The 13,378-nt window shown below is 64.2% G+C and carries 14 protein-coding genes; 7 read left to right on the top strand and 7 right to left on the bottom strand.

Annotated elements, in window-relative coordinates; translation table 11 throughout:
- Nucleotides 1-21: 21 nt before the first annotated feature.
- Entirely contained in the window at nt 22-429 is a 408-nt protein-coding gene (locus tag ABZ677_RS07585) for a DoxX family protein (RefSeq protein ID WP_037192373.1), read from the top strand.
- Nucleotides 430-576: 147 nt separating this feature from the next.
- Here ABZ677_RS07585 and ABZ677_RS07580 read toward each other — a convergent pair whose 3' ends face one another.
- Complete coding sequence (locus ABZ677_RS07580; protein ID WP_358367961.1) at nt 577-1,092, bottom strand: hypothetical protein; 516 nt, start codon at nt 1,090-1,092, stop codon at nt 577-579.
- A gap of 32 nt (nt 1,093-1,124) precedes the next feature.
- Nucleotides 1,125-1,802 carry a hypothetical protein gene (locus tag ABZ677_RS07575; protein ID WP_358367959.1) on the bottom strand — a complete coding sequence of 226 codons (678 nt, stop codon included), beginning with the start codon at nt 1,800-1,802 and terminating at the stop codon, nt 1,125-1,127.
- Between the two features lie 103 nt (nt 1,803-1,905).
- Between ABZ677_RS07575 and ABZ677_RS07570 the strand changes: the two genes are divergently transcribed.
- Complete coding sequence (locus tag ABZ677_RS07570) at nt 1,906-3,120, top strand: hypothetical protein (RefSeq protein ID WP_358367956.1); 1,215 nt, start codon at nt 1,906-1,908, stop codon at nt 3,118-3,120.
- 8 nt (nt 3,121-3,128) lie between these two features.
- Here the strand turns inward: ABZ677_RS07570 and ABZ677_RS07565 are convergent, their stop codons facing one another.
- A complete protein-coding gene (locus tag ABZ677_RS07565; protein WP_358367953.1) occupies nt 3,129-3,869 on the bottom strand; it encodes a hypothetical protein in 741 nt (246 codons plus the stop codon).
- Nucleotides 3,870-3,896: 27 nt separating this feature from the next.
- Nucleotides 3,897-4,052, bottom strand: coding sequence for a hypothetical protein (locus tag ABZ677_RS07560; protein ID WP_317800909.1), 156 nt, complete (start codon nt 4,050-4,052; stop codon nt 3,897-3,899).
- Between the two features lie 99 nt (nt 4,053-4,151).
- Between ABZ677_RS07560 and ABZ677_RS07555 the strand changes: the two genes are divergently transcribed.
- The 5 genes from ABZ677_RS07555 to ABZ677_RS07535 all read left to right on the top strand — a co-directional run bounded on the left by ABZ677_RS07555 (nt 4,152) and on the right by ABZ677_RS07535 (nt 9,477).
- Complete coding sequence (locus ABZ677_RS07555) at nt 4,152-4,799, top strand: hypothetical protein (RefSeq protein WP_358367950.1); 648 nt, start codon at nt 4,152-4,154, stop codon at nt 4,797-4,799.
- Between the two features lie 164 nt (nt 4,800-4,963).
- Complete coding sequence (locus tag ABZ677_RS07550) at nt 4,964-5,623, top strand: response regulator transcription factor (RefSeq protein WP_037192371.1); 660 nt, start codon at nt 4,964-4,966, stop codon at nt 5,621-5,623.
- A 1-nt stretch (nt 5,624) separates the two neighbouring features.
- Complete coding sequence (locus ABZ677_RS07545; RefSeq protein WP_358367947.1) at nt 5,625-7,025, top strand: HAMP domain-containing sensor histidine kinase; 1,401 nt, start codon at nt 5,625-5,627, stop codon at nt 7,023-7,025.
- A 123-nt stretch (nt 7,026-7,148) separates the two neighbouring features.
- Nucleotides 7,149-8,513 (top strand): MFS transporter, encoded by a 1,365-nt coding sequence (locus ABZ677_RS07540; RefSeq protein ID WP_358367944.1) that lies wholly within the window; start codon nt 7,149-7,151, stop codon nt 8,511-8,513.
- Between the two features lie 25 nt (nt 8,514-8,538).
- Nucleotides 8,539-9,477 carry a TAXI family TRAP transporter solute-binding subunit gene (locus tag ABZ677_RS07535; protein WP_358367941.1) on the top strand — a complete coding sequence of 313 codons (939 nt, stop codon included), beginning with the start codon at nt 8,539-8,541 and terminating at the stop codon, nt 9,475-9,477.
- 21 nt (nt 9,478-9,498) lie between these two features.
- Here the strand turns inward: ABZ677_RS07535 and araA are convergent, their stop codons facing one another.
- From araA to araB, 3 genes are read right to left on the bottom strand one after another with little or no spacing between them, the layout of a single operon-like run.
- A complete protein-coding gene (araA, locus tag ABZ677_RS07530; RefSeq protein ID WP_358367938.1) occupies nt 9,499-10,983 on the bottom strand; it encodes an L-arabinose isomerase in 1,485 nt (494 codons plus the stop codon).
- 37 nt (nt 10,984-11,020) lie between these two features.
- Nucleotides 11,021-11,698: an L-ribulose-5-phosphate 4-epimerase gene (locus tag ABZ677_RS07525; RefSeq protein WP_037192368.1), complete on the bottom strand. Its 678-nt coding sequence runs from the start codon at nt 11,696-11,698 to the stop codon at nt 11,021-11,023.
- Nucleotides 11,698-13,368, bottom strand: a complete 1,671-nt coding sequence (gene araB / locus ABZ677_RS07520) for a ribulokinase (protein WP_358367934.1) — start codon at nt 13,366-13,368, stop codon at nt 11,698-11,700. The genes ABZ677_RS07525 and araB overlap by 1 nt, the downstream gene beginning before the upstream one ends.
- Between the last annotated feature and the right edge of the window lie 10 nt (nt 13,369-13,378).

Raw genomic sequence — 13,378 nt, 5'->3', positions numbered from 1 at the left:
ACCGCTACCGAGGAGACAACCATGACCACCACCCACACCAGCGCGCCGGGGAAGATCGCTCCGCGGATCGGCCTCGTTCTACAGATCCTCGTGATCGTCTTCCTACTGTTCGACGCGATCGGCCACATTCTGAATCTGCAGGTGGTGAAGGACGCATCGGTCGACCTCGGCCTGCGCGACGACATGGCTCCGATCACCGGCATCGTCATGCTGGTCATCCTGGTTCTCTATGCCGTTCCCGCGACGTCGATCCTGGGTGCCATCGTGCTCACCGGCTATCTCGGTGGAGCCGTGCTCACCAACTGGCGTGTCGAGAAGCCTCTGCTGAGCACCGTGTTCTTCGCGATCTACGTGGGCATCGCAGCGTGGGGTGCGCTGTACCTACGGGACGAGCGGGTGCGCAGCATCATTCCATTGCGCCGAACGTAGGGGGCAACGTTCGAGCGGTCCGCGCCGCTACTCGACTGCTCAGGTGACCGGGGTTATCCCTGTTCTCCGCAAACGCGCGCGCGTTTGCCACGAATTCGGGTGTTCCCGGAAACAACCTGCACCCGGAGCGAATGAGACCAAGCGATGTCAGGCCACGGTGAAGCGCACGGTATTACCGGCGGGGTCGAGCAGGGTGGTGTTGAGTGGAGAGTCCGTGGTCACCGTCAGTCCCGCTCTACCGGAACCGATGTCGATCGCGAGCTGTTCGGTCCACTCGCCACCCTCAGGCGGTGCGGCTCCGGTGAGTGCGGAGTTCAGGTGGACCATCCACGTGCCGCCGGTCGGCTTGGCACCGCTGTACGGGTCGACCCATGGGGCGTCGAAATTGTTCATGTTCACGAACACGGTGAGCGGGCATCCGTCGGTGAAGAACGTTCTCCAGGTCAACGTGATCACCGCGATACCCGGTCGGTCGTGAGGCGTGTACACGTCGCCGCCCACCTCACCCGCGCACGGCAGTGACAGTTCTCTGCCCAAGGAAAGGTTGTACGGGAACGGCGTGAACTCCTGGTGGTGTGCTGATGCCACACCCGGTGCTCCGACGAGAACTGTTGCGAGCGCGGCGAAGACAACAGACATTCTGACGGTCCAGGGTCGAGTCACGAACAGGACGATACGGGAATTGCGTCGAGAACTCAGTGTCGTCGGTCGTCGACGTGTGCGAAGTTGATTCGCCTCGGTGCGTTGGGGTCGCGCGGTGGTGGCTTCTGCCGTGCGGCAGCAGCGGCGAACCAACCGCCTTCAGGAATCTCGATCTCGGGAATCTGTCGATTGTCCATGTCGATCTGCGCTGCGGTTTCGGGATCGGGTTCGTCCCACAAAGTGGTCACATCTGCAGCAGCAGCGGCGAATGCGCTGGCATCGACCGTGTATCGCGTTTCGTCGATTCCGAAGTACGGCCATGCGAAGTGGACGTTCATCGGGCCTGGGGCAGGCAAGGCAGTGAGTACGAGACCGATCCGCCCGTGAATGCCGCTTCCGTTCCCGCCGTTCGCCTGCAGGCCTGTGGGTCGGCCGGGGAGATTGGTGGATACAGTGCCCTGCGCATCCTCGAAGCCGATCAGCATGGGCGGGGTACGGCCGGACTCGGGCTTTCCGTAGCCGTACATACCGAGGAAGCGATCCGTGGTCGGGACCGCGGCTTCGACCGACAACGTCACGCAACGGCTGTAAATGTGTGCGCCGGTGAGCCAGACCGCGATGGTGTCGGTGTGTGCGAGTACGAGTCGCAAGGGCACCATGGCCGGAATCTCGTTGACAGGTACGCCCAGAAAGCGCAACGGTGCTGGGTTCGAGCCGGATTGATTGCTCACGCCAGCCACCTTGCACCAACGCTCGCAGGTGCGCAAGGAAAGGGATTCGGTGCTGGTGCCTCGGATGACCGAGACGTCCCGAGTCGAAAGCTAGGCTCTGCGAATGCGAACCGATATGCGACGCGGTGGGGTCTGGATGGACGTCGCGGTGGTCGTAGCGATCGTGTCCGTCGGAACCGTGGTTGCCGGAGTCCTCGAAGATCACCGGCCCTCCGTCGAGCCCATACCCGGCTGCGAGGTCGTTCTTCCTGCCGAGGAAGGCTTTTCTTTCTCGATCGGTTCTTACGGGGGTCGGTACGACAACCCCGACTATCCGTGGCTTACGGCCGCGAAGGCGTCGGCAATGTCAACTGCGTTGATCGAATCCTTGCCCGCCGATGTGGAATTGGAGTTCGCTCCGCCGTCGAATTCTTTGGTGTTCCAACCGATACAGATCTATCCCGAGGGCGTCGAGATTGCGGAGGGCGTCACGGTCGAGGACATCAGCGGTGACAGTTCGGCCTCCGGCGTCGTCGGTCGCGGGGATGTGCTGGCGCCCCTCGGAGTTTCGGTCGAAGAGTGGGACGGGGAGATTCCGCCGTGCGTCGAAGAGCGCGTCGACGAACGAACGACCCTGCCCGACGGCACTGTTGTCGACACGTTGGATGCGGTGTCGGACTTCAACGGAGGGGCGACGCGTCGCCGCACTGCGGTCGCGTATTTCGCGGACACTCTCGTACACGCGAGAACGTCGAACGACGGAAGTGACGTGATGCTCCCGCTGGAGGTGGACGAGCTTCGCGGCATCGTCGCGAACCCCGAATTGCGCGTCACCGCACAGGTTCCCGACGGAACACCGCCACCGCCTCGTGACTGTGGTTCGTACCGAGAGTATCCGACGCTCCTGCTGTCCGAGGACACGGTCGAACGCATCGGAGCGTCACTGGCCGACCAGTGGGCAGTCGTCTTTCCGGATACGCAATCCGACCGGCCCATCGGCGATCTGGTGCTCGGGTCGTCCGGAAGTGGAAGTGCGTGCACCACAGTGAACGCATCGACACCGACCGGATCCACGGAATTGACAATCGAGATATCGACCGGGGACACCACTGGGTGGCGCAGTACCGACGCGCAGGACAGCTCCGGTGTGAACCGATCGACTCTGCCCGACGGCACTGTCGTGACCAGTCGGTCCGACGAAGCTCCGCGAGGTGGGGAGCCGAACGAGTGGTTGAGTGTGCTCCGGCCGTCGAACACGCTCGTGCAGTTCAGCTTCGGGGACGGAATCGACGTCGATTCACTCGTCGAGCTCGCGTCGGCTCCAGGCTTGGATCTGTGAGTCGGGAGTTATCGCTGACGGCCACTGATCGTGAAGAGACTGTCGTCCATAGGGGCGTCGACAGCAAGGATCGACATGTCGAGATCAGGTTCGCCATCGCCGGCCGGGCCGACGTGGACGCAGATGCCGGTCTGGACGTCCAGTCGCACGGTGACCGGTGGTCCCGGGACCCAGCGGCGTGTCTCGGAGTCGTAGTGCCCGCTCAACAGTGCACAGCATTCACAGCGGGCGTCGTATCGGTCCGTCGTGACGACAGTCGCCTGCCAGGCCGCTCGGCCGTGATGCTCGACGGCCCTCACCTCGGATAATTCCGTGACTGTCTCGGTGGACGAATGATCGTGTGCGGAGCGGGTCACTTCGACGGGGTTGAGCATCGCGATCCACTGGTAGTTCTCGTAGAACGGGTCGTCATAGTCCACGAGCCATGAGTCGGTCATGGACGGTAGCCCTGAGACCAGGCCGTCGGAATCGAATGTCGGTGTCGTGTCCGACGGCCACCGCCCCTCCGACTGGCGAGGTGCACCGTTCGAGTACTGCACCCCCGTACCCGCGAGTGGAATTCCAGCGCCCACTCTTTCGACGACCTTGCCGTTGGCGTCCTCCACACGCATGTTTCCGGGACGACGGATCCATGCGTGCACAGCGAGTGTGTGGCCAGGAGGTACGAGTTCGAACTCGACGGTCTTCCATCGCCACGGTGACGATTGCGCCAACCGGCGGAACTTGTCGACGGACGGGTTCGTGATCATCTACCGATCATGCCGTCGACTCGCGGTTCAGTTCTGCTCGTTCCCATTCTCGGGAGGGTGGGGCACGTTCTCGTCGTCCACGTGCGCGCCCTCGATCGCGTCGGTTTCGGCCGTGTGTTCGCGCGGCCCGTCGTTGCTGCCGTGGGACGGGACTGCATCGCTTGCATCGGTCGGCATCGTCATGAAGTCTCCACAAAGTCGGGGCGAGGGGTCGCCGAAGGTTGGACAATGTGGGTGTGCCCCGCTGCGCGCAGAACTACACCCCGGGAGGGCAAGGACTGTATGAAATCGACAGGCGCACGTGGCTCGGTGTGGTCGACGGTTGCGGTGATCGTCGGGATCGTCGCCGGCGGCACGGTTGTGGCCGGCCTGTTGCACGAACCGCAGCCTGACCCAGTCGTCATTCCAGGTTGCGAGGAGGTCGTTCAGCCAGAGGATTTGGTGCGAGTGAACTACGCATTTGTCAGCGAGGGTGACGCCGACGTTTCCGAGGTGCCGTGGAGGTTCGAGGCCAAAGCACGAGCGATGACCGAGGCCCTGATCGCGGCACTACCCACCGGAGCGACCGTCGAACCCGAACCGTTCGCACCGACCTTCGGCTTCGACGCGGTCGCGGTACGGCAGTCGTTGGACGGCGAGGCCGACGCGCTCGGAACCGTCACCGCCGGCGATAGGACCGGCACGCTGACAGTCACCGTCGGGTTGTCCGATCAGCCCGCTGGTCCGTGCTTCGCGGGCGTCGTCGACGAGCGCTCGACGCAAGCCGACGGAACAGTGCTCGACATTCAGGACAGCAAGGACACGAGTCGCGTCATCGCGCGCGCGACCGACGGCACCCGTATCGATGTGAATGCCAGGGGCGTGTTGACGCGCGAGCAGGTCATCGATATAGCTCGTGCACCCGGTCTTCGCGCGAGCGCCCCTGCCTGACGAACTGGGTGCGCCCACGGGCCGCACCTGAGCGTTCACCACCGTCGCTCACCGGCGGCATCCCGCGCATGACACCCGATCCTGAACACTCACGTCCGCGCGCGCGTGCCGACCCGTAGCCAACAGCACTCGTCCAACTCCGACGATGGCCTATCTTGAGGTCGATGCGTATAGCTGTGGTGGAGGACGACGACGGGGTCGGTGATGCGTTGGTGGACGCGTTGACCGAGGTGGGACACGCGCCTGTCCGTATGCGTCGCGGTGCCGACCTTCTGCTCGGCTATCACGAGATGGACGTCGTGTTGCTCGATTTGGGACTGCCCGATATGGATGGTCTCGAGGCGCTGCGCAAGCTCAGGACCCTCAGTTCGGTCCCGGTGGTGGTATTGACAGCACGGGACGACGAGCGCTCGGTGGTACGGGCTCTGCGCGGCGGCGCAGACGATTACGTCGTCAAGCCGGCTCGATTGGGTGAATTGCACGCGCGACTCGAGGTGGCCGCGCATCGTCGAAGCGCGGCCACCGAACCCGCGGCGGACAGGCTGACACTCGGTGACGTCGTCGTCGATCTGTCCGGTCGTGCCGTCGAAGTCGGCGGACGCGCTGTTGCGCTGACCACCAAAGAGTTCGACCTGTTGGCCCATCTGGTGACGCGACGCGGCGAAGCAGTGAGCCGGGAACAGTTGATGGACGCGATCTGGGGTGACGCCTATGTCGCGATTTCACGAACGCTCGACGTCCACATGACGGCGTTGCGTTCCAAGCTCGCTCGCCCGGGTGCCATCGTCACCATCCGCGGCTTCGGCTACCGCTGGGATACCTGACGTGCGGCGGCGTGTCCTGTTGGTGTTGATGATCTACTCCACCGTCGTCGTGCTTGCTCTGTCGGTTCCCCTCGCACTGTTGGTCGGCCGCGAACGGGCCCAACGGTTCGGCGAGAATCGGGCCGCTGCAGCATCGTTCTTCGCAGAACTGAGCTCGCGAGAAGACGAATCCGGCGTAGCACGTATCCGAGAATCGGTGCAGCGCTACAACAGTCTGTACGACGAGGGCGTCGCCGTCGTCGATCGCACCGGAGAGGCGCGGGCGGTGTCCGGCATGGACTTGCAGAGTGCCGACGTTCAGCAGGCGGTGGCAGGAGCGTTGCGCAATCAGCGCGGCGACCTACCGTCGAGTCTGACGCCGTGGTCGGATTCGTCGGTGTTGATTGCCGCGCCGGTCGGCGGGGGAACGCAAGTGGACGGCGCGGTGGTCCTCGAGGCCTCCACCGATTCTGCGCGCAGGGACGTCGCACTTGCCTGGGTGGTCATCGCTGTCGGTGCGATGCTGATTCTCGCGACGGTGGCGGCGATTGCTGTTGCGTTGTCGCGCTGGGTCGTTCGTCCGCTCGGTGCATTGTCCTCCCGCGTCCATTCGTTCGGCGACAAGTTCCACGATCAGGTGTCTATCGAAGGATCGCAACGCCTCGAGCCGGTGCCCTACGTCGGGCCACCGGAGGTGCGTGAGCTGTCCAGTGCCTTCGAGGCCATGGCCGACGACGTCGAGGCCGCCACCGCTGCGCAACGTCGATTGGTGGCCGACACCGCCCACGCTCTCCGGAACCCACTGGCAGCGTTGCGAATTCGGATGGACGTGCTGGGAATGCGGGTGCCGGATTCGGCAACCGATGCGCACCAACGGACCACCCTCGAGGTCGATCGCCTGAGCTCCGTGGTGGAAGACCTGCTCGTTCTCGCGGCTGCCGAAACACCGACGAGCACTCGATCTTCGGGATGTGATCTCGGTGCGGTTGTCGCAGATCGCGTCGAATTCTGGTCGAGCACGATAGCGGTCGCCGGAATGACTGTCCACGTCTCGGAGCCGAATGCCGAGACGGATGGTCGAGTTGCGATATCCGAGGACGACCTGACTCGAATCCTCGACGCTCTGCTGAGCAATGCAACCAAGTACGCCGGGTCCGGCTCCGGCATCGAGATCGGCTACCGAACCAGTGACGCGGACATCACGATGTGGTTGTCCGACAACGGACCCGGTGTGCCCGATGCCGAACTCGCCAAGGTCGTCGATCGGTTCTATCGAGCGTCGAGCGCGCACGGCGACGGTACCGGTCTCGGTCTGTCGATCGTCCACGCCCTGACCGAGCGAGTAGGTGGATCCCTTCGAGTCATGGCGCGTCGGCCGGTGGGACTGCGGATCGAACTGCGGCTCCCGAAGGCCGTTTCCTAAGGGAGTGTTAGGAAATCCGAAACGGCTTGGTTCCGGGCTGTGCTTGCCGTCACAGTAGGGAGGCTTCGGTTGCCGATCGTTGACCGGCAGCCCAATTGCCCGCTGAATGTGGAAGGACCAAACATGGCCAACGAGGCCACCTCGATCACCGGTTCGACGCTCCCGAGTCCACCCGTTTCCTCTCGCGCTGCCACCCGCCGTGCCGTCTTCAACACATTGCGGGGGTCGTCCGGAAATCTGGTCGAGTGGTACGACGTGTACGTCTACACCGTCTTCGCGACGTATTTCGAGAATCAGTTCTTCGACTCGGCCGACAAGAACTCCACCATCTACGTGTACGGGATCTTTGCGGTCACGTTCTTGATGCGACCGGTCGGGTCGTGGTTCTTCGGCCGCTACGCGGACCGCAACGGGCGCAGGGCTGCACTGACGTTCAGCGTCTCGATGATGGCGGCGTGCTCGCTGGTCATCGCGCTCACTCCCGGACGGGAGAGCATCGGCGTATGGGCCGCCGTGATCCTGATCCTGTGCCGGCTGGTTCAGGGCTTCGCCACCGGTGGTGAGTACGGTGCGTCGGCGACGTACATGTCCGAGGCCGCCACGCGCGAGCGCCGGGGATTCTTCTCGTCGTTCCAATACGTCACCCTCGTCGGTGGGCATGTGCTCGCACAGGTGACTCTGCTGCTGATGCAGGTGTTCCTCGAGCGCGAACAGATCGAGGACTTCGGTTGGCGCATAGCCTTCTTCATCGGCGGAGTCGCGGCAGTGGTGGTCTTCTGGCTGCGCCGCAGCATGGACGAATCCTTGACCAAGGATCAACTCGACGCCGTTCGCAGCGGTGCGGACAAAGCCTCCGGTTCCTTGAAGGAGCTGGTCGCCAACCACTGGCGGGCGTTGCTGATCTGCTTCATGGTGACGGCCGGTGGCACCATTGCGTTCTACACCTACAGCGTCAACGCACCCTCGATGGTCAAGACCGCGTACGAGGACCGGGGGATGACCGGTACCTGGATCAACCTCGCAGGCCTGGTCTTCCTCATGCTGCTGCAGCCCATCGGCGGAATGATCAGCGACAAGGTGGGCCGCAAGCCGCTGCTCGTCTTCTTCGGTATCGGAGGCGTGCTGTACACCTACGTACTCATCACGTACCTGCCGATGGCGACGTCGGTGGTGCAGTCACTCGCACTGGTGTGCGTCGGCTACGTCATCCTCACCGGCTACACCTCGATCAATGCGATCGTCAAAGCAGAGCTGTTCCCCTCGCACGTCCGCGCACTCGGCGTCGGCTTGGGATACGCGCTCGCCAACTCGGCCTTCGGCGGCACAGCACCACTGATCTACCAAGCTGCGAAGAACGGCGGGCACGTGGGTTGGTTCATCCTCTACGTGACCGTCGTGATCGCCATCTCGCTGCTGGTGTACATCTTCGTACTGCGCAACAAGTCCGAGACCGTGCTCGACCGAGAGCAGGGTCGAGCGTTCCAGTGACCTGCGACGCCTTACAGTGACTGACATGGCCGTGCCCGCAGCGTCGTTCTCGCGTAGAACGGCGCTGCGGGCCGGTTTGTTGGCCCTGGGCACTGCCGCCGTGGGTGCCTGCGCGTCGGACCCGCCGATGCAGCTGCGCCTCGCGGCAGGCGAGGTCGGCGGATTCTTCTGGGAGTTCGCCGTATTGCTGTCCGACGCTGCCGCGGAAACCGATGTAGCGCAGATCGTTCCGCTCACGTCGGCCGGCTCCGTCGACAACCTCGAGGCGTTGGGTTCTCGGCAGGCCGAGCTGGCCCTGACGCTCATGGACGCCGCCTACAGTCACCCGAGTGGAGATCTGGCGGCGGTCGGGTGCGTCTACGAGAACTACTTTCAAGTGGCCGTGCGCGCGGACTCGACCATCGAGTCCATGGACGATCTGCGAGGGCGAAACGTCAGCATCGGTGCCCCGGGGTCCGGTGCCACCGAGGTATCTCAGCGAGTCCTCCGCGCAGCGGGTGTGGCGGAAGCAGGTGCCGTCGAACAGGTTCAGCTGTCGATGAGCTCGGCGGCAGATGCCCTGACGGTCAACGAAGTCGATGCCGTGATGTGGGCGGGCGGGTTGCCGACTCCGGCGTTTGCCCAGCCTCGAGCCGCGATTCGTCTACTCGATCTGGGCACCGTCGTCGCTGATCTCAGACGCGAATTCGGTACCGCGTACGAGGCCGTGCTGGTACCGGCAAACGTGTACGGCGAACATCCGGAGGTGACCACCGTCGGCATTCCGAATCTTCTCCTGGCACATCCGGACGTGCCGGACCGCGTTGTCGCTGCACTGGTGGGTGTGCTTCTCGATCAGTCGTCCGGGCTGGTACCCGGTCAGGCGATCGGTAGCCAATTTCTCGACGCGCGGTCGCTGGTCATGACCGGCAGCATCCCGCTCCACCCCGGAGCCGAACAGGAATATCGCCGACGGCACGGGTGACCGGCGTTCGGAGAAACGACCTCACAACTTCGCCGCCAGTCGGTGGTAGGCCGCGTTCCAGCGCAGTGTCTGTTGGAATCCTCGTGTCGTGGTTGCGGAATCGATGGTGAGCAACTCGACCCCGATCATGTCCGAGAATGCCTCCAGCACAGGCAAACCGATCGCGGTACTCAGAACTGTGTGGTGGGGTGCCCCGGCCGTCAGCCAGGATTCCGCTGACACCGCGAGTGAGGGCTGCGGCTCCCATACGGCGCAGGCGACCGGCAGCTTCGGGAGAGCCTCGTCGGGCTCGACGACGTCGATCACGTTGGCCGTCAACCGGAATCGTTCACCGACGTCCGAGAGTCCGACCACAACGCCGTGGCCTGGATCGGCGGTGAAGCGCAGGCGGACGGGGTCTTCGCGGCCGCCGATGGACAGTGGATGGATCTCCAGGGTGGGCCGGGAGGTGGTGATCGAGGGGCACACCTCGAGCATGTGTGCGCCGAGGATCTTCTCCGCCCCCGGGACGAGGTTGTAGGTGTAGTCCTCCATGAACGACGTTCCACCGTCGAGGCCCTCGGCCATCACCTTCATGGCGCGCAACAGCATCGAGGTCTTCCAGTCGCCCTCACCGCCGAAGCCGTAGCCGTCGGCCATCAGGCGCTGCACCGCGAGTCCGGGCAATTGGCGAAGCCCACCGAGATCCTCGAAGTTGGTGGTGAAGGCCTTGAATCCACCCTCGGTGAGGAACTGCCGCAGTCCGGCTTCGACGCGGGCACCGTACCGAAGCGAGTCGTGGCGGTCACCGCCCTTGTCGAGGCTCGGTGCGATGTCGTACAGCGACCGGTATTCGTCGACGAGGTCCGACACGGCCGAATCGCTCACACCGTCCACGACCTCGACCAGATCGTTGACTCCGTAGGTGTTGACGGACACCCCGAATCGCAACTGCGCTTCGACTTTGTCGCCCTCCGTCACTGCGACGTCGCGCATGTTGTCGCCGAAACGAGCCAGGCACAACGACCTCAGCTCCGCGCGACCGAGAGCTGCTCGCACCCACTGCTCCGCACGCTCGATCACCGCGGGATTGTCGACGTGGCCTGCCACGATCGTGCGCAGAACACCCACCCGAGATTCGACGTGCCCGAACTCGCGGTCGCCGTGGGCGGCCTGGTTCAGGTTCATGAACTCCATGTCGATCGTCGACCACGGCAACGACATTCCGGCTTGCGTGTGCAGGTGCAGCAGCGGAACGTCCAACGCGTCGAGTCCGGCAATCCACATCTTGGCGGGGGAGAAGGTGTGCATCCAGGTCACGACGCCCACGCATTCGTCGGCGGCGTTCGCCTCGCGCATGCAGCGGAGGATCGACGACGCGTCGAGCAGCACCGGCTTCCAGACCACCGAGACGGGCAGTGCCGCATCGAGTTTGTCCGCGATCTCGCGAGACTGAACTGCTACCTGCTCGAGGGTCTCGGGGCCGTAGAGGCTTTGGCTACCGGTGAGAAACCATATTTCGGACATGGGGGTACCTCCGTGGAAAGAGAATTCGGCGCGCCGGTCAGCGCTGGCCGTAGACGTTCTGGTAACGGTCGTAGAGTGCGTCGACCTTCGAGCTCGGAATGGGAAGTGGTTGTCCCAGTTGATACGCCAGGTGTACCGATCGGGCGACGTCCTCGCACATGACCGCGGCCTTCACCGCGGATCGGGCGGATGGGCCGACCGCGAAGACACCGTGGTTCTGCATGAGGATCGCCGGAGATCGACTGTCGGCGAGGGTATCGACGATGCCGCGTCCGATCGAGTCGTCGCCGATCACCGCGAAGGGGCCGACCGGAATGTCTCCGCCGAATTCGTCTGCGCACATCGTGGTGACGACCGGAATGGGTTCTCCTCGGGCCGCCCACGCCACCGCATACGGCGAATGTGTGTGCACCACACCGCCGATGTGTTCGAGGTGCCGGTAGACATAGGCCTGCGCCTCGGTGTCCGAGGACGGTGCATGGTCACCCTCGACCACCCTGCCGTGCAGATCGCACACCACCATGTTGCCGGGCGTGAGGTCGTCGTAGGAGACGCCACTGGGCTTGATGACCATCAGGTCCCGGCCGGGGACCCTCGCCGAGACGTTGCCTGCCGTCCACACGACCAGGCCGTATCGCACCAGCTCGGCGTGCAGGGTGCATACGTCGCGGCGGATCTCCTCGATGACTTCGCGTACGTCGTCGACGACGGTCATCATGCATCCACCTTTCGCGTCAGTGCGTCACGTCGGAGCGCTCGGAGGCGGCGCATGGTCGGCACGTCTCGGCCGAATCGATCGTGTAACTCCAGATAGATCTCGAAGAGTGCGTCGTAGGCTTTCGATCGCGATTCGTCGGGTACGAATGCGGCCCGACGTACCTTGCCCATCGATTTCGATGCGACGGGCACATCGGAATAGCACCCGGCGGCCACCGCGGCATGAATGGCGGATCCCAGGGCCGGGCCCTGGGCGGACGCGATGACCGACAACGGCATTCGCAACACATCGGCGTAGATCTGCATGAGCAGCGGGTTGCGGGCCAGACCACCCGCCACCACGAACTCCTCGACCGGAACTCCACTGTTGCGGAACGTTTCGACGATGACGCGGGTTCCGAATGCCGTGGCCTCGAGCAGCGCTCGGTAGGTGTCCTCGGGGCGTGTCGCCAACGTGGTTCCGATGACGAGCCCGGAGAGTTCGTGGTCCACCAGGACCGACCGGTTCCCGCTGTGCCAGTCGAGCGCGACGAGCCCGTGCTCACCCACGTCCTGCATCTGCGCGAGCCGAGTCAGGTGTTCGTGTACCGACTCACCTGCCGCGGCCGCCGCCTCGCTGTAGGACGCGGGTACCGAGGTGCGCGTGAACCATCCGAAGATGTCACCGACGCCGCTCTGGCCCGCCTCGTAGCCGAAGGATCCGGCGATGATTCCGCCGTCCACCACCCCGCACATGCCGGGAACTTCCTTCAGAACGGTCGAACTCATCACATGGCATGTCGAGGTTCCCATGATGGCGACCATCCGCCCCGGTTCGACCGCGCCGGCCGCGGGTGCCGTCACGTGCGCATCGACGTTGCCGACAGCGACGGCGATGCCCTCCGGCAGTCCGGTCCATTGCGCAGCCTCGGCGGTCAACGTACCTGCGCACGAACCCAACTCGCCCAGCGGCTGATCGAGTTTGTCGGCGACGAAGGAACCGAAGTCCGGTGCCAGTTCGGTGAGGAAGTCCACGGACGGGTAGTGCCCGTCCTGATAGATGCCCTTGTATCCGGCGGTGCACGCGTTGCGTACGTAGTGTCCGCAGAGCTGCCAGACGATCCAATCGGCCGCTTCGACCCATCGGTCCATCGCGTCGTAGATCTCGGAATCTTCCTCGTGAATCTGCAGCGCCTTGGCGAACTCCCATTCCGAGGAGATCAGTCCGCCGTAGCGAGGGAGCCAACTCTCTCCGCGACGCGCAGCGAGATCGTTGATGCGGTCCGCCTGCGCCTGTGCTGCATGGTGTTTCCACAATTTCACGTACGAGTGCGGTCGATCGGCGAAGCGCGGATCCTCACACAACGGAGTGCCGTCGGCGTAGGTGGGGACCATGGTGCACGCGGTGAAGTCGGTACCGATGCCGACCACCTGCTCGGGTTCGACGCCGGCGGCAGCCAGCGCAGCCGGGACCGCACGACGCAGGACGTCGCGATAGTCGTCGGGTACCTGCAGTGCCCACGCGTCGGGCAATCGGACCGTGCCGCCAGGCAGTGTCTCTTCGAGCACCGCGTGACGGTAATCGTGCACGGCAGAGGCGATCTCGGCACCGTCCGAGACCCGGACGACGACGGCCCGGCCGGAGAGCGTGCCGAAATCGACTCCCAACGTGTAACGGTCAACCGGCATCCAGATCTCC

The sequence above is a fragment of the Rhodococcus sp. NPDC006774 genome, assembly GCF_040636045.1.
GTDB lineage: Bacteria > Actinomycetota > Actinomycetes > Mycobacteriales > Mycobacteriaceae > Rhodococcoides.
The sequence above is the reverse complement of the archived record's forward strand: the minus strand, read 5'-3'. Positions and strand labels throughout refer to the sequence as shown.